We start from the raw sequence: 18,791 nt of genomic DNA, 5'->3' as shown, positions 1-18,791 counted from the left end.
CGCTTCTACGATCGGAGGGTGTTTCAAACGAAGGCCGTGGCGCGGCAGCGGTTTCTGGACGCGCGGGGTGCTCGGCCCCGTGCGGAGGGACTGCTGGCGAGCGCCCAACAGGTGCTGCCGGACGTTTACCGGGTCGCTCTCTACGTGTCGATGGGGCCCGAGCCGCAGACCGGTGCGCTGATCGACTGGCTGCTCGCGACGCACCGAGAGGTACTGCTGCCGATCCTGTACGCCGACAACGACCTCGGCTGGGGCATCGCACCCGGCGCAGCGGACCTCGTACCGGGCCGGCTCGGCCTGTCGGAGCCCCCGATCGACCTGGGTCCCGACGCGATCGGGACGGCTGACCTGATCATTTGCCCGGCCGTCGCCGTCGCCCAAGACGGTGTACGCCTGGGACGCGGCGGCGGCTCGTACGACCGCGCACTCGCCCGCGTACGACCAGGTACACCGGTCTGGGCCGCCGTGTACGAGACAGAGATCGTCGACACGCTCCCGTGTGACGCACACGACCGCCCGGTAGACGCGGCGCTCACACCACACCAGTTGATCCCGCTGCGAGGATCGGTGGATGACTGACACCGCTGTCCGAGCAGCAACAACAGCCGCACGTGCCCTCGGTCTGACGGTGACTGACCCGACTGTCCTCTACGAGGCGTTCTCGACGGTCGTACACCTGAAACCATCGCCCGTGGTCGCCCGAGTGCCACTTAACCCGCCTGGGAGCCTGCAAGATCCAGAGCCGGCAGTACGACGCCAGCAACGCGAGCTGGACGTGGTGACCTGGCTGTCCGAGCAGGGACTTCCCACAGTGCGCCCGAGCCACCCCGTGCCCGTTGAACACGACGGGCTCTGCATGACCTTCTGGACGTACGTCGAAGTGGACCAGGCTGCTGAGCCGGACTACGCCGGCGCCACCGCCCGAGTACCGGAGCTCCACGCCCAGCTGGCGCAGTACCCGGGCGAGCTGCCTTGGATGACTCCGCTGCGGCTGATCGGTCCGGGTCTGGCGACGGCTGAGGCAGTACCAGGTCTGCTCGAGCAGGAGGACCTGGTACGAGCCAGAGCCGAGTGGAACGTCCTGGAGCCGATCCTGACGAGCCAGTCCGGTTTCGAGAACGCTTTCCCGTCCGTGACCGTGCAGCCGCTGCACGGCGATGCCCCGTCCTGGAATCTCATCACTACGGTCGACGGCCCGCTGTGGGCCGACTTCGAGGACGTCACCATCGGCCCGCGCGAATGGGACCTCGCCGGCTTCGGCCCAGACCTGTGCCGCGCCTACAACAAGACCGCGACCACTCCGCTCGACCCGGATGTACAGCAGCTGATGGACCTGGCACGCGCCCTACAGGTCCTCGTGTGCACCCCGCTGGTCCCGCAGTTCCCCGGGCTGGCCGACGGCATCCGCCTGTTCGCGGGGCAATGGCGCAGCATGCCGTTCGCTGCGGGACTCGGCTGACCGGACCGCCTGCTACCGGTCCGGTTTGGAGAACGTCAGGGAGTGTTTGCGGGTCGCTTCGACCGCGCCCCTCGTGTAGGCCCACGGGAGCGTCTCACCCTTGACCCAGAGCTCCGTCTGGTCGGTGTAGTTCGACGAGAAGGCATGTCCGGAGACACCGGTCAGGTTGATCCAGCGGGACTTGTCGAAGTCCGAGAGGTCGACGACCATCCGCATCGACGGCGTCGACGTCACGCCGTACCCCACGGAGGCGTCCCAGGACGTCGCGTCGACGATCGACGTGCCACCGCCGAGCTCGTACGGGCCGCGGTTGAAGATCCGCTCGACCAGACCGATCCCGGACGTGCCGAGCGTCTGGTTGGTCAGCGTCAGCTTGTGCAGCCGGCCCCACTGCCAGTTCACCGGTTCCCGCGCCATCTTCTGGGTGATCTCGGTACGGGCCTGGATCAGCGCCTCGCGGAGGATGTCGTCGCGGCTCTCCCGCTGCGGGGTCCGGATGTCGTCCCACCAGCCGCTGTTCGGCTGGGCGAGCAGCGTGTGGATGACCTCGAACCAGCGCGAGCCGCCGTCCGGCCAGGTGCCTTCGGGGAGCTGGTCATGGAAGGTCAGCGACAACAGGTTGCGCCAGACCACGTTGTAGTACGCCGCGGCGGCCGAGTCCGGCGGCTGGGTGAAGTCCCAGTTCCGCAACGTGTCCTGGCCCTGCTTGTCGAACGAGTCGTCGATGGCGATCCGGAGCAGGTACGGCACGAGCATCTCGGCGGACTTGTTCTTGGTGTCCAGCTGGATCGACGCCATCGCGTTCACGTCCAGCTTCCCGGCCGCCTTGATCCGGTCCAGTATCTGCTGCGAGCGGTACCCGTAGTCCCAGGAGTTGGTCAGGTAGTACGTGTATGTGTTCGGCACCACGGCCTGGTTGGCGGTGACGATGATCCCGCTCGGTGGGTCATATTCGGTCGGCAGCGCGTCGAAGGGTATGTAGCCCTTCCAGTGGTACTTCGGGTCCCAGCCCGGCACCGGCCAGTCGCCACGGCCGACGGCCCGGATCGGTATCAGCCCGGGCGACTGGTAGCCGATGTGGCCGTCGGTGTCGGCGTACACCAGGTTCTGCGAGGGCACCTGGAACTCTTTCGCGGCCGACCGGAACTGGGTCCAGTTCTGCGCGATGTTGATCGCGAACAGCGCGTCGGCGGTCTTGCCCGGATTCAGCGCGGTCCACTGCAGTGCGACGCCGTACGCGGTCGGGGACTTGGCCTGTTTGGCGGCCTGCTCACCGACCTTCTTCTCGTCCGCGCCGACGTCCGAGATCAGTGGCCCGTGCCGGGTCGTACGGACGGTGATCTTGACCGGCTTGTCCTGGCCGGCCACCTTGAACGTCTCTTCGCGCGTGACCATCGCGCGCCACTTGTTGTTGTAGAGAACCTTGTCGCCGTCGACGCGCTCCAGGTACAGGTCCTGGACGTCCGGGTCGAGGTTGGTGAAGCCCCAGGAAATCGCGTTGTTGTGACCGATCACCACACCGGGCAGGCCGGAGAAGCTGAAGCCGGACACGTCGAACGGGCAACTCTTGCCGACGTTGTTGCAGTGCAGCCCGATCTGCGTCCAGATGCCCGGCATGGTCGCGCCGAGGTGCGGGTCGTTGGCCAGCAGGGGCTTGCCGGTGGTCGTGTGGTCGCCGGAGACCACCCACGAGTTGGAGCCGACACCGTCGCCCTGGCCGAGCAGTTCAGGCAGGCCCTTCGCAACCTTCTGCACCGAGTCCAGCGACTTGAGCAGGTCCTGCGTGAGCATGCCCCGCCGGACCTCGGGACTCACCTGTGCGGTGGTGAACTTCCCGTTCTTGCCCACCGAGCCGGCCGACATGATCGGCTGGTTCCGGTCGTAGGGGTACTGCGGGTAGAGGCTCTCGATGTTGCGCGCCGGGAACGCCGCGAGCAGCTTCGTACGGGTGATCTCCTCGTCCAGGTTGCCGCCCAGGTCCCAGGCCATCGCCTTCAGCCAGGACAGTGAGTCGGCCGCGGTCCAGGGCTCGGGCGTGTAGTTCTTGGGACCGCCGGGCTGGAGCGACAGGACGCCGTACTCCAGGCTGAGACCAGAGCCGCTGTGGTTGGACAGGTACGCGTTGACGCCGCGCGCGTAGTCGTCGAGGTACTGCCGGGTGGTCGGACTGAGCAGCGGCAGCTCCTGCTCGGCGACCCGCCGCCAGCCGAGGGTCCGGGTGAACTTGTCCGTCTCGAGCGCGGTCTTGCCGAACAGCTCGCTCAGCCGGCCGGACGTGACGTGCCGGCGGAAGTCCATCTCGAAGAACCGGTCCTGCGCGTGCACATACCCCTGCGCGGCGAAGAGGTCGGCAGGGGTGTCGGCGTAGATCTGCGGGATGCCATTGGCGTCCCGGACCACGCTGACGTCACCGTCGAGCCCCGACAGGTCGATGGTCCCGTCGTACGTCGGGAACGAGTGGCGGACGACGTAGACGACGGTTCCCGCGATCACCAGGAGGACCGTGGCGAGGGCGATTCCGCTGATGATGACGACTCGAAGCAGGCGACGCACGGACCAACCGTAGAGAATGACCCCGTCCTCCCCAAATGGGGTCCCTCACAACTTTGCGTTGCTCTGCGTTCCCTCGACATGAACGCTGAGTTGAGGTATGAGGGTGTCCCCGGTTCCGAGCTGCACCGCATTCGCTGCAACGGCCACGACGATTTCGGGAACGCCGTCGTTTCGCGAACGTCCGAAGGTGGCGAGCCGCTGCGCTGTTGCCTGACGATCGCGGGCGCCGGTGAGGAGATCGCGCTGGTCGCGCACCGGCCGATGACAGCCGGTGGCCCGTACGCCGAGGTCGGGCCGGTCTTCATGCACGTGACAGGGTGCGCGGAGCCGGCCGACGACTTCCTGGTCGACTTCCCGGTCGACTTCCGGAATCGACGGGTGGTGCTGCGGCCGTACGACGCCGCGGGTCAGATGCTGGACGGTGTCGTCGCAGAGTCTGGGACGAGCGAGAAGGAGCTCGGACGACTGTTCGAGGACCCGGTCGTGGACACCGTCCAGGTGCGGAACATGCTGGCCGGTTGCTGGAACTTTACGGTGCGCCGACAGGGCTGAGTTGGAATACTTCGGGCCGCTGGCGCATTATTAGCAGTCGGGTAGTAGGAGTGCCAGCGGCCTGAAGGGATGCGACGTGCCGACGTACCAATACCAGTGCACCGACTGTGGCGAAGCGCTCGAGGTGCGCCAGAGCTTCACGGACGATGCTCTGACCGTGTGCCCGAACTGCCAGGGGAGCCTGCGCAAGGTGTTCAACGCCGTGGGTGTCGTGTTCAAGGGCTCCGGCTTCTACCGCACCGACAGCCGGTCGTCCGGCAAGGGTTCGGTGCCGGCGAAGTCCGACTCCTCCTCGTCCAACGGTTCGAAGTCGTCCGATTCGTCGTCGACGTCTTCGAGTACGTCGAGCTCTTCGTCGAACGGATCCTCGTCGAACGGGTCGTCGTCGAGCGGATCTTCGTCGTCGAGCGGCTCGTCCTCCTCGGGCACCAGCGCGGCCTGACCGCAGCCTGTGGATAACTGAGAGGCGGCTGCCGGAGAAACTCGTACTTTCTCTGGCATGACGATCCCTTCGCTGCTTCGTGACCTGATCCGCGCCGCCCGGTGGCACCGTCGGCTCCTCGCCGGCGCCGCCGCGGCCGCTGCTGTGTACTTCGGACTTCTGGCCCTCTCCCCCGCACCACCGCCGACGGTCAAGGTGGTGGCCGCCGCGCGCGATCTGACCGGCGGCGTTGTGCCCGCGCACAGCGATCTGCGCACCATCGACCTACCAGCCGGCACGGTTCCGTCCGGCGCGCTCAGACCCGGGAACGAGCTGACCACCCGTGTCCTCAGCGGACCGGTCAGAGCCGGCGAGCCACTGACCGACGCGCGCTTTCTCGCGCCACCTGCCGTGCCGTCCGGGTCGGTCGCGTACCCGATCCGCGTCGACGACGCCGACATCACCACACTCCTTCGGGTCGGAGACCACGTCAGCCTGTACGCCGCCGCCAGCACGACCGCGGACGCTGCAACGCTGCTCGCCCGGAGCGTGGCTGTGGTCGCCCTGCCGGAGCCTCGATCGACCACATCCGGAGCGCTGATCGTGGTCGCGACCGCGCCGGACGTCGCCGCCCGACTGGCACAGGCCGGGGCGAACTCACGCATCACCGTGGCGATGACACCTGACACTGGCTAGGGCGTGTCTCCCACTCCCGCGCCGTAGCGACGAGTGCCCCGCAGTAGGCGGGGGATTGGGAGACACGCCCTAGTTACCGAACGAATACGTGCCGACACGTTATGTCGTTCTGCGGCGCGCTCCCTCGCCCTTGGGTGCTGACAGTTCTACTTTGGCCCGGATATCAACCACCCGCTTCGTGGAGGCACCATGCTCAAGGGCTTCAAGGAATTCGTGATGCGCGGGAACGTCGTGGACCTCGCGGTCGCGGTCGTCATCGGCGCAGCGTTCACCAAGATCATCGGCGCGGTCGTCGACGGCCTGATCAATCCGCTGGTCGCTGCCATCTTCGGCAAGGCGGACATCAGCAAGACGATGACGTTCACAGTCAACAATGCGGAGTTCTCGATCGGGCTGATCCTGCAGGCAGCGCTGAACTTCCTGTTCGTCGCCGCGGCCGTCTACTTCCTGATCGTGATGCCGCTGAACAAGCTGGCCGAGCGTCGGGCGCGCGGTCAGGAGCCGGAGCCCGAGCCGCTGACGGCCGACCAGGAACTGCTGACCGAGATCCGGGATCTGCTGCGCACCCGCCAGTAGGACCGTTCGCAGGCAGGTGGGTGGAAAACCTCAGCCCCTGAGCTCGCCGGCACCCACCTGCTCACCGGCATAACGCATCCAGCGGTACGGCACCGGCTGACCGTCGTTCCACTCCTCCATCAAGGCGGCGGGAACGTCGACGAAGCCGCTGTGGTGATAGGCGCGGATCGCCGGCGCGTTCTCCGGACGGACCCGCAGGAACACCTCCGAGTACCCGGCGTCCAACGCCGGCCCGAGCAGTGCCCGTACGAGTTCGCGACCGAATCCCCGGCCGCGGACCGCCGGGTCAACGATGATCCGGGCGAGTTCGACCTCGTCCTCCTCGTCGTCCAGCCAGACCTCGCCGTACCCGATCGGCCGCCCGTCGTCGAACAGCAGATAGGACTGGATGTCGGCGTCGACCGTCCGCCAACTCGCCTGCAGTGCCTCCGGGAACGGGTAGGCCACCCGCCCGGACAGCAAGGCGACTTCCTTCTCGTCCACCGCCCACCCTGCGACCTGCCTGCCGTACCCGTCGTCGAACCCCCGAAGCTCCACGCTCTTTCCCCTCAGTTGGCGAACTCCACGATCGTTCGCACCAGCTGATCCAGGTAAGGCGGGCTGCTCTCCGTACGAAAGGCGGGCGTCGGCGGTTCGGGACACCCAGCCAGCTCACGACTCCCCCGGATCGACCGCAGGAGCGCGTCGACCGTCTTCCGCTGATGCGACGGATTCTCCGGTACCGAGGCCAGGACCGCCACCCGTATTCGTGTCAGTGACACCAGTTGCTCGTCCCGCACGCCGCGCAGAATCCCAGCCGTGAGCAGTCCGTCCGCGACGTCGGCCGGGCAGCCGCGACTCATCATCCCGGCCCGCGCCCGCTCATTGCCCGCGGCGTCGTCACCTGTCGCCGGCCACGCCAGCAGGAGGCGATCAACCAGTTCCGGAAACCTCAACGCCAGCAGCATCGCGACGCCACATCCATTGGAGGCCCCAACGGTTCTTACCGGACCGGAACGTTTCGCCAGGTGTTCACCGAGCGCGGCGACCTCGACGTCCCACCCACTGGGCTGTGGCGGTCGATCTGGCGCCAACACGTCCAGGCCGTGCGGCGCGAGGGCAGCGGTCAGGGCGGTCGTGATTCCGGTCGTACCCCAGAAAGCGTCGGCAGTCATGCCGTCCCACAGGCCGCCATGGACAAGAAACACCGATGCGGTCATCCGTGGTGTGGGGGGACCTCGTTCAGGATGCGATCGTCGTCGTCGCTGCCGAAGTCGTTGTCGCCCCAGGTGCGCGGGTCGTCGTCACGGGTCTGCTCCGGCAGCAGCGGCTCGTCGTCTTCGTACGGGCTCGTCATGGCTCCAGATTACCTGGGGTGTCAGACACCGCCGGTCAGCGCGGGCCTTCGGGATCGAGCCTCCGGTTGTCCAGATCATCGTCGGAGCTGTACGGGATCTCGTCGGTGGCGGGGCGCGGGCTCAGGGCGGCCTGGACGAGCGGCGCGATCCCCGGTTCGCCCTGCCACCGGCCGTTCCCGTGCACGCACCACGACGCCAGTACGGCCAGCGTCGGCGTCGCCAGGCCGGCGATCCGCAGCGGTACGGCGTTCTGGAAACCGAAGGTGATCATCCAGTTGTCCGTGTCGGGATAGAACTCCTGCACAGCGCTGTAGTAGAAGCTCATCCAGCCCTTGGTCGGCAGGTGACACATCAGCCGGAGGTTGGTCGCCAGTACCGGAAGCTCCTGGAGGTCGCGCCACGACGCCTGCATGTTCCGCTTGGCGGCGGCCTTTCGACTCGCATTCACCGCGGCGTTGGCCGCCATCATGCCGAGCACCATGCCCGGCTTGCCGATGAAGAAGCCGCCGCTGGTCGTGTAGCGGCCGTTCCCGCCGTACAGCCGGGAGTACTGCGCGGTGGTCTGCAGGTAGGCGAACTCGTTCGGCTCGAGGACGATGCCGTAGACGTGCAGCGGCTGCGGAACATTGCCGTCGAGCAGCCAGCGGGCCCAGTCGATGCCGAGCTCCCACTCCCGCTGCGCGGCGGCGTCCGCGTTCGCCTTCTTCCTGGCCACGAGACAGAATCTTAGGTCCGCGGCGGGACATCGGCAGCCGCAAGGGGCGGCGGGAGCGGCCAGTGCGTCGACTTCCCAGGCCAGTGCGCGGACGTCGCGGGCCAGTGCGCGGACGTTACAGGTGTGCCTCGGTTGCGGTTCGATCGGGCGACGTGACCGGATAGACGTGCCGCCGTGATGTTCCGGGGACGCCGGGTGAGACCCCGGTCCACCATCATGTTGCCCTTGCCAACCCGGAAGGACCGAGTCGTGAGTGCACAACGGACACGGGACCTGATCGGTGCGACGCTCGTCGTGGCTGTACTCGGATTCGCCGCCGCCTGCGGCACCGAGGAAGCCTCGTCCCCGCCCGCCGCCCAGCCCACAGATACCCCGACCCCGTCGCCCACCCCGAGCAGCTCCCCCAGCGGTACTCCGAGCATGGACTGCCCCGAAACCATCACGGCTGTCCGGACGGCCACCGACAAGGCGGTCTGGGGCCAGGGTGTCGCCGCATCGACGTTCACCCCGGTCAGCGTGACGATCTGCCAGTACGACGCCCAGGCGACCGGACAGAACTACGCGACCGTCACCACCAAGCGCACCGGCAAGCAGGCCACCGAACTGCTCGCCCTGGTGAACGCGGCGAAACCCGTCGCGAAGAAGCCGAGCATCTGCACCAAGGAACTCGGCCCGACCTACGTCCTGCGGTTCACCGACAACAACCGCGGCGTCCTGTCGTTCACCGCCGAGACCTTCGGCTGCCACCGCCTGGTGGCGACCTCACTGGAAGGCCAGGCCAAGCCTGGCGTCCTGCCGGCACCACGCCAGGTGACCGCCGAGCTGACCAAGTCGCTCGGCCTGCGCTGACCTCACACCGGACGCGCACCCCGAAGCCGTCCGCGTGGGGTCAAACCCGCGCCTGCCTTGCGGGTCCCTTCCGAGGTCGACCCGCGAGGCAGGCCGCGGCAACGGTCGCCGGACCGGGCCGGTACCGGAGATCGAACTGTGTGGCAACGGCTGCATCAGCTGTGCGGGTCGATGCGTCTAATAGGTGTGAGGAGTTTTACGCCCAGCCAGGGAGTGGCGAGTGGAGTTCGAGGAGTACGCGTCCGCCCGCGGACAGGAACTGGTGCGGCTCGGGTTCACGGTCTCCGGCGACTACCAGCGGGCGGAGGACCTGGCGCAGATCGCGTTGATGCAGGCCTTCCGCAAGTGGCGGAAGGTGCGCAACGCGGACGATCCGCACCACTACGTCCGGCGGATCCTGGTGAACGAGTACCTGTCGATGACCCGGCGGCGCTCGTTCAGCGAAGCACCGACGGCCGACCTGGACCCACACCACACGGTGCCCGACCACGCCACCGGCATCGCGAACTCCGACGACCTGTGGCGCGCGCTGGCCACGCTGTCCCCTCGTGAACGGGTCGTGCTCGTCCTGCGCTACTACCAGGACCTCGACGACCAGACGATCGCCGATGTGCTCGGCATCAAAGCGTCCTCCGTGCGCTCCACCGCAAGCCGGGCGCTCGCCTCGCTACGGCAGCGACCGGCGTACGCAGAGGCCAGAGATTCCCATCGCGTCAATGAGAGGCTGAAGTGAGCAAGACCGATCTCGAGGACGATCTGAGAGGCACTTTCGAACGCGCCGCGGCCTCGGTGCCGCAGAGCGCGGACCTGACCGAGCGCGCCACGACGGGCGCCCGGCGTGCCCAGCGACGTACCTGGATGGCTACCGGAGCGGCCGCTGTCGCCGTCGCCGCGGTTGCCGTGGTCGGCTTCGGCCTGGCCGGCTCCCACAACCAGCCGACCCAGGCACCCGTTGCCGGCAGCTCCCCCTCTGTCGCGCCGACGCCTACAGCCCTGGCGGCAGCAACGCAGACCGTGGCCGGCACGTGGCGCCCACAGCAACTGGCCGGGTTCAAGGCCCTGCAGACCGCCCGGCCGGACGACCCGCTGTTGGTCTTCAAGCCGAACGGCACCTGGTCCGGCTCCGACGGCTGCAACAGCCTGCAGGGGACGTACACCATCGGCCAGCGCGGTGCGTTCACAGCGACGTCCGGTCCGCAGCACATGATCGGCTGCGAGAACGTACCGCACACCGCCGTACTGACCGCCGCCAAGCGGGTCGAGGTCAGCGCGGACACGCTGCGGTTCTTCGGCGCCGACGGCGCTAAACTTGCGAGTTACGCTCGCGCACGGTAGTCAATTCTGCTCGCGGACGGTGATCGCCTCTTGACGGAACGGAGTTTCTGACCGGACCATCTAGTGTTTGGTTCACCGATCTTGGGAGCTCCGTGCGACTCTCCGTTACCGTCCCGCTCGTCACACTCGGCTCAGTCTCACTCTTCGCAGTCGCGCTCGCCGCGCCCTCATCAGGTGCGGCCGCAGGCGCCGCGGCGTGCTCGCACGCACAACCGAGTGCGAGCTCGACGGAGGCGACCCGGCTCGCGCAGCCGACGTCCGCGTCCGACGCGCGACCGCTCGGCGAGTCGCTCGGCGACGGCATCTCGGCCGCGATCCGCTCCCTCGAACCCGTGGACGCCACCGGCCGGCCGACGTCCGGCTTGCCGTACGGGCTGAGCCAGGGCGTCGTCGGCGTGGTCGGCTCCGCGACGACCGGGTACGAGGTGGTCGTCGACGCCGCGAAGGTGGACACCAAGAAGTACCAGTCCGCGATGTCCCGGAACCTGCCGACGGCGGGCAAGTCGATGGTGAAGGTCGAGCACAGTTGCCGCTCGGCGAAGGCCATCGCCGACGCCTGGAACACGGTCGGCAAACGTTCCTGGTCCTCGGACGCCTCCCGAACGACGTTCGCGGCCGACCTGGATCCGACCAGCGAGAACATCCTCGTCGAGTACGACGGCGCGACCACCTCCCCCGCTTCGCTCGCGGGCCTGCGCAAGCTGTCCGGCGTTCAACTCGTCGCCGGCTCGCTCGCCCGTACGACGCGGCTCAGCGACACCCCAAAGGGCGGCCACTGGGGCGGCGCCAGGATCACGTCCGCGGCGAAGAACTGCTCGGCAGGCTTCTCCGTCGTACGCCGATCCAACGGCCAACGCGGATCGGTCACCGCCGGCCACTGCGGCGCCCCCGGCACGGTCTGGAAGTCGGGCGCCAACTACTACGGGACCACCACAGTCCGCACGAACTACCCGGACTACGACCAGTCGCTGGTCACCGGCAGCTCGTACGGCGCGAAGATCTGGACCGACGGCCCCGGCGACACCGCCAACACCCGTACCGTCACCGGCGGCGGTGATCCCGGTGTGGGCACCGTCGTGTGCCAGTCCGGCAGCTTCAGTACGTCGGTGTGCAGCCTCACGGTGCGCTCGACATCAGCCAAGTACTGCGACTCCGACGGCTGCACGACGTACGTCATCCGCGCCACCCGCGGCGGCCTGATCGCGATCATCGGCGGCGACTCCGGCGGCCCCGTCTACACCCGCCGCGGCAGCAGCTCCGCCACCGTACGCGGCATCGTCTTCGCCGGCGCCGGCTGCGCAGCCTCCCGCTGCACCACCCTCTACGCCGAGCGCTACAACTCCATCGCAGGCCACCTCGGCGTAACCGCCCTCACCGGCTGACTCCCCACCGCCCCACCCCTCTGAACACCAGACCCCACCCCACCGTCCGCTAGGCTGTTCCCCGGGTGCGCCCCCGTAGCTCAGGGGATAGAGCGTCGGTTTCCTAAACCGTGCGTCGCAGGTTCGAATCCTGCCGGGGGCACCTGTTTTGTTTGGGTCGGGTCGGGGTGGTTTGGGGGATACGTCCCGCTCAGCTGATCTGATCCACTGCGCCGTCGTCGGTGACGGCGTAAACGTTGATGCCGAGTCGTTCGAGAACTGGCGCGGGCACTCGGAGTACTGCGGTGAGCGCTCGGCCCTCGGGCACCACTACCGCATAGCGGGCCGTGGGGTCGGTCATGCGGCGCAGCAGCTGACCGAACATCGTGTCGACGTCCAAACCCGGCGAGCTCGTGCGGCCCTTGACTTCGGCATGCAGCCGTTCCTCGCCTCGCTGGGCGGAGACGTCGATGAATCCGACCTCACGCTGAACCGTCCAGCCCTGCCGCTCCAGCCACGAACAGAACACGGTTGTGACTCGTTCCTCGTCACCCCTCATACTCTGTCACCCTAGCGAGCTGCCGGAGGAGCATGTTGTTCAGGTAGAGCGTCGCCTCTTGAGGGGCGCTCGAGCGGGCGCGAAGGATGTCTGGGCGCTGTACGGGCCGGTCCGCACTCCGGGAGTCGGTTGCGTCAGTTTCTCTTCAGGACGTTGAGTTGGCGGCCGGCGTGGATGAGGGGGGCGCCGTACTGGCCTATCAGGGTGTAGCCGCGCTTCTGGAAGCCGTTGAGGATGTCCGCCGAGGTGACCGGTTGGAGAGAGCCCCACTCGCCGGCCTGCTCAGCCTTGGCGGTGCCTAGCTCGGAGTTCAGCGATACGGCGTACGTGACGCCCATGGCGCAAATCTTGTCGATGTAGTTGTCGACCACCTCGGGTTCCATCTCCTGGAAGGAGTACGAGTTGACGAACACGTCGAAGTCGGCCCGGACGTCCTCGAGCCGCCAAGTCGGGAGCACCGCGGAGCGCTTCACATCGATTGCCCCGCTGTCGGCGACCGAGTCGTCGTATGTCTGAACGCGGTCGCGACCGAACAGCTCGGTCAGGTAGAACGACGAGACGGTGACCAAGGGAGGGATGTCGAGGTCGACGTACCTGGCCTCGGGGTCACGGGACATCACGATCTCGCCGAGTACGCCGAAACCGCCGCCGATCTCCAGGAAGCTCTTCGGCGGTGTGTCGACGTGGTTCGACAGGGCCGCCAGGACGATCAGGTAGTTGAGATACGGCCGCCCGAACCGCACGCCTTCGATCAGGCTCAGTCCGTACGCCTGCGGTGGAGTACCGACCGGGCTCTCGCCGAAGTCTTCGAGGTTCGCCGGCCAGCGATCCTGGTTCCAGCAGACGCCGGCGACGTCGTAGTCACGGCGCGCCTCGAAGGCGCCGTTCAGCGCCGAGGTGACCCAGTTCTTGTTTGCCTGCGGATTGGCCTGCAGGGCCGCCTCGTAGGCCACGCCGATCGAGAGGTTACTGAAGCCATTGCCATAGCGCGGATAGAACCACGTCGCGGACCTCGGCCATGACTTGAACCTCTCGAGCCCGAGCGTGTCGATGTCCTGCAGGAGGTCGCCGAGTCCGACATCGAGAACACCTGACCACGCCCGGCAACGGCTCGAATACTAGCGAGGCGTCGCGGAATGGTTGACAGGTTCTTGACGAATAAATACGATCGTTCGTACTAAATGTTTTGTTCGGAGGAGCTTTGATGACAGGCAGCGGTGTTGGCACGTTTGGTTATGAAGCGCCTAGTGCGGAGCAGTTGGCGCAGGCTGAGGGGTGGGTTGCGGGGTTTGCTGCTCGTTGGGATCGGCCGGACGGTGAGAGCTTGCGCGATCTGATGCATCCGGACACGCAGAACCTGATTCCGCCGATGGAGCGGCCGGGGAATGCGCAGGAGGTCATCGATCACTTCAAGGAGTTGGTTGCTCGGGTTCCGGGGTTCCGGCTCGAGGTGCAGCGGTGGGCGCCGGTCGGCGACAGCGTCATGATCGAGTGGGCGGGGCACGCCACCATCGGCGGTCGCGATCTGACCTGGCACGGCGTGGATCGGGTTTCGCTGCGCGACGGGAAGACCTATGAGGGACAGGCCTACTGGGATACCCGAGCAGTCTCGGAGATGATCCTCGAGGCACTTACCGAGGCACAGACCAACCCCAGTATGTAGACAGTCCAGCTAGCTCGAGCACGCAGCGGCGAGCGTCAGGAAGTCGCCGCCGGAGGTCGCGACCTCCTGAAAGCGCTGAAGGATGGCCGCCTCCTGTTGCCGGGTCGGCTCGTAGCGCGGGCGTCCGGCCCGTACTTTCCGCCGGGCACGATAGACGAGTTGCCGCGCGGCATGATCCGTACGGCCTGTGATCGACGCGATCTCCGCATTGGAGAAGCCGAACACCTCGTGCAGCAGGAAGGCCGCTCGCTCCACCGGGCTGAGGCTCTGCATGACCAGTCGAAGAGCACCCTCCACCGACTCAGCGAGCTCGACGCCCTCGATGGGATCGACGGTGGACAGCTCGCCGGAAGCCACAGCCACCTCGTTGCGCACGGCAACTTTGCGGAGTTCGTCGATCGCCAGGCGGGTGACTGTCTGGTAGAGGAAGCCACGCGGGTTCCGTACGGTCCCGGGATCGACCCTCGTCCAGCGCAGCCAGGCTTCCTGCACGACATCCTCGGCTCGGGAGTTGTCGCCCAGTACGCGGTAAGCAGCCCGAACCAGCTGCCGGCGATGTGCCGCGAACTCTGCAACTGCTTGATCGTCCATCTCATCAACTCCCGATTCAGTATCTCCCGCGTACGGGACATGACGGCTGCGGTTGCCCTGATGTCACGCGTGACATCAGGGCGCTGTGGCACGTCATGCCGTGAAAACCACACCAATGAAGGGAGCAGGTTCGTGTCATCAGGTCGGGAGGTCGTTCTCGATTTGGTTCAGCGGTTCGGATCCGGTGATGTCGACGGTGTCGGTGCGTTGCTGGCCGATGACTTCGTCTCGCACAACCCGCGCGTCGCGCACCTCGATCCAAGTGTCACCTCGGGGCGGCAGGCGTTCATCGACTACCTGGGAGGTCCGATCGGCGACGAGCTCGTCAACGGCACCGTCGAGGCCGCGCGGATCATCTCCGACGCGGACCACGTAGTGGTCCACAGCCGCCTCGTCACCCGCGACGGGCAGGAACTGGCGGTCGTCGACATCTTTCGAGTACGGGACGGCCTGGTCAGCGAACACTGGGACGTAGTGCAACCGGTGCCCAAGACGCCCGCAAACCCACACGGCATGTTCTGAGGCAGCTGAGGGCCGATCGCCGGGGTGGACTGTTCTTGTGATGGACTGTGGCGGGTTCCCCGGCCGTCAAGGGGATACTCCGGCCGTGGATCCCCGACCGGAGCGTGGCCGGGGAGCCCACCATCAGGCACTGAACCAGGCGAATTGGGCGCGGCTTCGGTACTGGGGTCAGGTGACCAGTGACTTTCCCTGGGGTGATGGTGGGGTGGAGATGTGAGCGTGGTGGCGAATCGATGTTGGTCGACCACCAGAGAGGCATCTCATGACCACCAGCAATCCCCGCGGCGGGCAGGACCAGAGCCGCCGCCACTTCCTGCGCACCACGGGTGGTGCGGCGCTGGCAGCCGGCGTCGTCCCGATCGTGATGGCCGGCTCAGCACCGACAGCTTCAGCTGAGTCAGCCAGCGGGGTGTCGAAGGGTGGCGCGTTTGGGCCGGTGCGGCAGGTCGTTGCCGGGGTGCTCAATGTCGGGTACGTCGAGCTCGGCCCGTCGCACGGCACGCCGGTCCTGCTGCTGCACGGCTTCCCGTATGACATCCACAGCTACGAGCAGGTTGCCCCGCTGCTCGCCCGGCGCGGGTACCGGGTCATCGTGCCGTACCTGCGCGGCCACGGCAGCACAACGTTCCGCTCGGCCTCCACGCCCCGCAACGTCGACCAGGCTGCGTTCGCGCTCGACATCCTGGCGCTGATGGACGCACTCGGGATCCGGCGGGCCGTACTGGCCGGCTACGACTGGGGCTCGCGTACTGCCGACATCATCGCCGCGCTCTGGCCCGAGCGCGTCAAGGCCCTCGTCTCCGTCACCGGCTACCTGATCACCAACCTCGAAGCCAACAAGACCCCGCTGCCGCCAGCGGCCGAGAACGCCTGGTGGTACCAGTACTACTTCGCGACCGAACGCGGCGCGATGGGGCTGCACCTCTACCGGCGGGAGCTCGGCGAGTTCATCTGGAAGTTCAACTCCCCGACGTGGAACTACAGCGCCGCAACGTACGCGCGTACTGCGGCAGCGTTCGACAACCCTGACTACGAGGCGATTGTGATCGGCAACTACCGCTGGCGTCAGAGCCTGATCCCGGCGGAGCCGGAGTACGCCGACCTGGAGAAGAAGCTGCAGAACGCCCCGAAGATCGGCGTACCGACCATCACCATCGACGGCAAGGACGACCCGTTCACACCGGATGGCAACGGCCGCTCGTACCGCGACCACTTCACCGGCCGGTACCAGCACCGCACCTTCGGCGTCGGGCACAACGTGCCTCAGGAAGCACCACGCGACTTCGCCCAGGCCGTCGTCGACGCGGACCGGCTCTAACAGACACCGGGCTGTTACGGGTTCAGGTAGGTGTTGATTTTGGGGTAGAGGTCCGCGAGGGGCTGGTGCATGTTGAGTTGGAGGTAGCCGCTCGGCGGCCGCTGGATGCGGGTCGTTGACTCCCGGAAGAATGCCTCGCCGTCCGAGGGAGCGCCAACGGCGTCGGGTGGTGGGACGTTCACAGCGGGGCGGTGGGTTCGTAGCCGAGGCCGTGCTCTGAGCCGCTCGTCGAGGAGCTCCAAGTCATCGATCTGGCACTCGATGTAGCGGTAGGTCGCGTCGTGCCGGCTCGCGAGCTCCATGCCCTCGCTGAGGATCCGCGGCCAGAAGCACGGGCTGTCCATCACCACCGAATGACCTTGCACGAGCAGGTGGCCGGCCTGCGCGTACATCACCTCGTACGCAGCTTTCGTGCTGTCGGCGAGGTCGAACCCTGCATCGAGAACAGCGGTCTTGAGAACGTCGTAGTCAACAGCTACTGCGCCGAACGTGTCGACGACGTGGGCGGCGACAGTGGACTTCCCAGCACCCGGTACGCCCGACATCTGCAGCAGAAACATAGCCCTCCAGTCACCGTCGTCACTTGTAGCACGCGAACTGTAAGCCAAGCGCACCCCCTTCTAGTGAGTACTGTGTGGGCTGGTCGCGGGAAGGGGCGATGGTGCACGTTGTTGTGGGTGCTGGTGCTGTTGGGGGTGCCGTTGCTCGGCTGCTGCTGGCGAGAGGTGAACAGGTCCGGGTGATCACCCGTTCGGGCAGTGGGCCGGACGGGGCGGAGCGGGTCGCGGCTGATGCCAAGAGCGGGCTGACGCAGTACGTCGAGGGTGCTAGCGCGATCTACTCGTGCGCGGGACCGCCGTACGACAAGTGGACCACGGAGTGGCCGCCGCTCAACGCGGCGCTGATCGCGGCGGCCGAGGCGTCCGGGGCGGTGCTGGTCAGTACGGGGAACCTGTACGGGTACGGACCGGTCGACGGGCCCATCACAGAGGACCTCCCGTTGCGGCCGAACACGGTGAAGGGGCAGGTACGCGTACAGCTCTGGAACGATGCGCTCGAGGCGCACAAGGCCGGGCGGATCAGGACGGCCGAGGTGCGCGGCTCCGACTACCTGGGCGCCGGTGCGGTGTCGCCGTTCAGCGTGACCGTACTGCCGAAGGTGATCGCCGGGAAACGCGGTGTGATGCCCGGCGACCTCGACGCGCCGCACAGCTGGACGTACACCGGTGACGTCGCACGGACGCTGATCGCGGTCGCCGCCGACGAGAACGCATGGGGCCGGGCGTGGCACGCGCCGACGCCGGCGCCGCTCTCGGTACGGCAGTTGGCGGAGCGTGCCGCCGTACTGGCAGGTGCGCCCGCAGCCCGGGTTGGCTCCATGCCTACCTTGGTACTACGGCTGGCGGGGCTGGCCGACGCGGCCGCACGGGAGATGGTGGAGATGCAGTACCAGTGGCAGCGGCCGTTCGTGGTCGACTCGACCGCGGCGACAGTTGCCTTTGGCATCGAAGCGGCGGCGACCGACGACGCGCTCCGGGAGATGATCGGGAAGGGCAGGGATGAGTCCTAGCAGGAAGGGCCGGGGGTTGCGCCGGCTCATCGTGACGCTGGTGGTGCTGGCGATCCTCGTGATCGTCGTCGACCGCGCCGCGGCGTACGTCGCCGAGAACCAGCTCGCGTCGATGGCCGAGAAGGAGGCCAGGCAGTACGACGTCCGCTCGGCCGGCACCTCGGTGAAGATCGGCGGGTTCGGGTTCTTGCCGCAGCTGGTCAAGGAGGACTTCTCCAAGGTCACGCTGACGATGGAGAAGCCGACGTTCTCCGGCGTACCGGGTGAGGATCTGAAGGTCGAGCTGCACGACGTGCACGTGCCGCGGTCGCTGATCACCGAGCAGTCCGGCGCGGTGCAGGTCGGGTCGACCGACATGCGCCTGCAGCTGTCGCCGCGCGAGCTCGGCCGGCTGGCGGTGAAGAGCACCGGCCTCGACGGGCTGTCGATGGCTGTCGTCGACGGCAAGCTGCACGCGAAGCTGACGCTGCGCGGGATCGACCTCGACGTACCGCTGGTGCCGCAGGTCCAGGGCGGCAAGATCGCGCTGCAGGTCGGGCAGCTGTCGGACGCGGTGCCGCAGGCCGTCCAGACCGCGATGCGCAGCGAGCTCGCCCGCGGCATCACGATCCCCGAGCTGCCGTTCGGCGCCCAGCTCACCGGGATCTCCGTCGAGGACAACTCGGCGATCCTGACCGCGACCGTGAAGGACCTGAAGTTCAGCAAGTGAGTCCC

At 67.2% G+C, this 18,791-nt stretch carries 23 protein-coding genes, 1 tRNA gene and 1 pseudogene; 16 read left to right on the top strand and 9 right to left on the bottom strand.

Annotated elements, in window-relative coordinates:
- The first annotated feature begins 18 nt into the window (after positions 1 to 18).
- Together ACGFI6_RS33095 and ACGFI6_RS33090 are read left to right on the top strand one after the other, a co-directional pair.
- Complete coding sequence (locus ACGFI6_RS33095) at positions 19 to 579, top strand: 5-formyltetrahydrofolate cyclo-ligase (protein ID WP_393125623.1); 561 nt, start codon at positions 19 to 21, stop codon at positions 577 to 579.
- Positions 572 to 1,459: an aminoglycoside phosphotransferase family protein gene (locus ACGFI6_RS33090; protein ID WP_393125621.1), complete on the top strand. Its 888-nt coding sequence runs from the start codon at positions 572 to 574 to the stop codon at positions 1,457 to 1,459. Before ACGFI6_RS33095 ends, ACGFI6_RS33090 begins: the two co-directional genes overlap by 8 nt.
- 12 nt (positions 1,460 to 1,471) lie before the next feature.
- Here the strand turns inward: ACGFI6_RS33090 and ACGFI6_RS33085 are convergent, their stop codons facing one another.
- The gene (locus ACGFI6_RS33085) at positions 1,472 to 4,012 is read right to left on the bottom strand and encodes a penicillin acylase family protein (protein WP_393125619.1); all 2,541 of its coding nucleotides are present in this window, start codon (positions 4,010 to 4,012) and stop codon (positions 1,472 to 1,474) included.
- Between the two features lie 78 nt (positions 4,013 to 4,090).
- Between ACGFI6_RS33085 and ACGFI6_RS33080 the strand changes: the two genes are divergently transcribed.
- From ACGFI6_RS33080 to mscL, 4 genes and pseudogenes are all read left to right on the top strand, one after another.
- Positions 4,091 to 4,564, top strand: a complete 474-nt coding sequence (locus ACGFI6_RS33080) for a DUF1203 domain-containing protein (protein ID WP_393125617.1) — start codon at positions 4,091 to 4,093, stop codon at positions 4,562 to 4,564.
- A gap of 76 nt (positions 4,565 to 4,640) precedes the next feature.
- Positions 4,641 to 4,919, top strand: a pseudogene (locus tag ACGFI6_RS33075) (FmdB family zinc ribbon protein); the annotation flags it as partial.
- Positions 4,920 to 5,063: 144 nt separating this feature from the next.
- The gene (locus ACGFI6_RS33070) at positions 5,064 to 5,681 is read left to right on the top strand and encodes a hypothetical protein (RefSeq protein ID WP_393125615.1); all 618 of its coding nucleotides are present in this window, start codon (positions 5,064 to 5,066) and stop codon (positions 5,679 to 5,681) included.
- A gap of 189 nt (positions 5,682 to 5,870) precedes the next feature.
- Positions 5,871 to 6,257, top strand: coding sequence for a large conductance mechanosensitive channel protein MscL (gene mscL / locus ACGFI6_RS33065; protein ID WP_393125613.1), 387 nt, complete (start codon positions 5,871 to 5,873; stop codon positions 6,255 to 6,257).
- A 30-nt stretch (positions 6,258 to 6,287) separates the two neighbouring features.
- Here mscL and ACGFI6_RS33060 read toward each other — a convergent pair whose 3' ends face one another.
- Genes ACGFI6_RS33060 through ACGFI6_RS33045 form a run of 4 tightly spaced genes read right to left on the bottom strand, consistent with a single transcriptional unit; the run spans position 6,288 to position 8,309 of the window.
- Positions 6,288 to 6,794 (bottom strand): GNAT family N-acetyltransferase, encoded by a 507-nt coding sequence (locus tag ACGFI6_RS33060; protein WP_393125611.1) that lies wholly within the window; start codon positions 6,792 to 6,794, stop codon positions 6,288 to 6,290.
- A gap of 11 nt (positions 6,795 to 6,805) precedes the next feature.
- Positions 6,806 to 7,411 (bottom strand): alpha/beta fold hydrolase, encoded by a 606-nt coding sequence (locus tag ACGFI6_RS33055; RefSeq protein WP_393125609.1) that lies wholly within the window; start codon positions 7,409 to 7,411, stop codon positions 6,806 to 6,808.
- A gap of 41 nt (positions 7,412 to 7,452) precedes the next feature.
- Positions 7,453 to 7,593 carry a hypothetical protein gene (locus ACGFI6_RS33050; RefSeq protein WP_166679625.1) on the bottom strand — a complete coding sequence of 47 codons (141 nt, stop codon included), beginning with the start codon at positions 7,591 to 7,593 and terminating at the stop codon, positions 7,453 to 7,455.
- A gap of 35 nt (positions 7,594 to 7,628) precedes the next feature.
- A complete protein-coding gene (locus ACGFI6_RS33045; RefSeq protein WP_393125606.1) occupies positions 7,629 to 8,309 on the bottom strand; it encodes a hypothetical protein in 681 nt (226 codons plus the stop codon).
- Positions 8,310 to 8,558: 249 nt separating this feature from the next.
- Between ACGFI6_RS33045 and ACGFI6_RS33040 the strand changes: the two genes are divergently transcribed.
- The 5 genes from ACGFI6_RS33040 (at position 8,559) to ACGFI6_RS33020 (ending at position 12,017) form a co-directional block, all read left to right on the top strand.
- Entirely contained in the window at positions 8,559 to 9,158 is a 600-nt protein-coding gene (locus tag ACGFI6_RS33040) for a hypothetical protein (protein WP_393125604.1), read from the top strand.
- Positions 9,159 to 9,378: 220 nt separating this feature from the next.
- Positions 9,379 to 9,891 (top strand): SigE family RNA polymerase sigma factor, encoded by a 513-nt coding sequence (locus ACGFI6_RS33035; protein WP_393125602.1) that lies wholly within the window; start codon positions 9,379 to 9,381, stop codon positions 9,889 to 9,891.
- Entirely contained in the window at positions 9,888 to 10,493 is a 606-nt protein-coding gene (locus ACGFI6_RS33030) for an META domain-containing protein (protein WP_393125600.1), read from the top strand. Before ACGFI6_RS33035 ends, ACGFI6_RS33030 begins: the two co-directional genes overlap by 4 nt.
- A 92-nt stretch (positions 10,494 to 10,585) precedes the next feature.
- The gene (locus ACGFI6_RS33025; RefSeq protein WP_393125598.1) at positions 10,586 to 11,875 is read left to right on the top strand and encodes a hypothetical protein; all 1,290 of its coding nucleotides are present in this window, start codon (positions 10,586 to 10,588) and stop codon (positions 11,873 to 11,875) included.
- Between the two features lie 69 nt (positions 11,876 to 11,944).
- Positions 11,945 to 12,017 (top strand) — tRNA-Arg (locus ACGFI6_RS33020).
- A 48-nt stretch (positions 12,018 to 12,065) separates the two neighbouring features.
- On the opposite strand, the gene ACGFI6_RS33015 is transcribed toward ACGFI6_RS33020, so the two are convergent.
- Both ACGFI6_RS33015 and ACGFI6_RS33010 read right to left on the bottom strand, forming a co-directional pair.
- Positions 12,066 to 12,413, bottom strand: coding sequence for a hypothetical protein (locus tag ACGFI6_RS33015; protein WP_393125597.1), 348 nt, complete (start codon positions 12,411 to 12,413; stop codon positions 12,066 to 12,068).
- Between the two features lie 134 nt (positions 12,414 to 12,547).
- Positions 12,548 to 13,465 carry a putative sugar O-methyltransferase gene (locus tag ACGFI6_RS33010; RefSeq protein WP_393126373.1) on the bottom strand — a complete coding sequence of 306 codons (918 nt, stop codon included), beginning with the start codon at positions 13,463 to 13,465 and terminating at the stop codon, positions 12,548 to 12,550.
- 152 nt (positions 13,466 to 13,617) lie between these two features.
- Here ACGFI6_RS33010 and ACGFI6_RS33005 point away from each other — a divergent pair, with 152 nt between their 5' ends.
- Entirely contained in the window at positions 13,618 to 14,076 is a 459-nt protein-coding gene (locus ACGFI6_RS33005) for a nuclear transport factor 2 family protein (RefSeq protein ID WP_393125595.1), read from the top strand.
- Positions 14,077 to 14,085: 9 nt separating this feature from the next.
- Here the strand turns inward: ACGFI6_RS33005 and ACGFI6_RS33000 are convergent, their stop codons facing one another.
- Positions 14,086 to 14,667 (bottom strand): sigma-70 family RNA polymerase sigma factor, encoded by a 582-nt coding sequence (locus ACGFI6_RS33000; protein ID WP_393125593.1) that lies wholly within the window; start codon positions 14,665 to 14,667, stop codon positions 14,086 to 14,088.
- A gap of 132 nt (positions 14,668 to 14,799) precedes the next feature.
- Here ACGFI6_RS33000 and ACGFI6_RS32995 point away from each other — a divergent pair, with 132 nt between their 5' ends.
- Both ACGFI6_RS32995 and ACGFI6_RS32990 read left to right on the top strand, forming a co-directional pair.
- Positions 14,800 to 15,189, top strand: a complete 390-nt coding sequence (locus tag ACGFI6_RS32995; protein WP_393125591.1) for a nuclear transport factor 2 family protein — start codon at positions 14,800 to 14,802, stop codon at positions 15,187 to 15,189.
- 262 nt (positions 15,190 to 15,451) lie between these two features.
- Positions 15,452 to 16,507 (top strand): alpha/beta fold hydrolase, encoded by a 1,056-nt coding sequence (locus ACGFI6_RS32990; protein ID WP_393125589.1) that lies wholly within the window; start codon positions 15,452 to 15,454, stop codon positions 16,505 to 16,507.
- 14 nt (positions 16,508 to 16,521) lie between these two features.
- Here the strand turns inward: ACGFI6_RS32990 and ACGFI6_RS32985 are convergent, their stop codons facing one another.
- Positions 16,522 to 17,067, bottom strand: a complete 546-nt coding sequence (locus ACGFI6_RS32985; protein WP_393125587.1) for an AAA family ATPase — start codon at positions 17,065 to 17,067, stop codon at positions 16,522 to 16,524.
- 98 nt (positions 17,068 to 17,165) lie between these two features.
- On the opposite strand from ACGFI6_RS32985, the gene ACGFI6_RS32980 reads away from it, so the two are divergent.
- Both ACGFI6_RS32980 and ACGFI6_RS32975 read left to right on the top strand, forming a co-directional pair.
- Positions 17,166 to 18,077, top strand: a complete 912-nt coding sequence (locus ACGFI6_RS32980) for an NAD-dependent epimerase/dehydratase family protein (RefSeq protein ID WP_393125585.1) — start codon at positions 17,166 to 17,168, stop codon at positions 18,075 to 18,077.
- Positions 18,067 to 18,786 carry a DUF2993 domain-containing protein gene (locus ACGFI6_RS32975; protein ID WP_393125583.1) on the top strand — a complete coding sequence of 240 codons (720 nt, stop codon included), beginning with the start codon at positions 18,067 to 18,069 and terminating at the stop codon, positions 18,784 to 18,786. Before ACGFI6_RS32980 ends, ACGFI6_RS32975 begins: the two co-directional genes overlap by 11 nt.
- Positions 18,787 to 18,791: the final 5 nt, after the last annotated feature.

It is taken from the genome of Kribbella sp. NPDC048928, assembly GCF_043197975.1.
Classification (GTDB): Bacteria; Actinomycetota; Actinomycetes; order Propionibacteriales; family Kribbellaceae; genus Kribbella.
The sequence above is the reverse complement of the archived record's forward strand: the minus strand, read 5'-3'. Positions and strand labels throughout refer to the sequence as shown.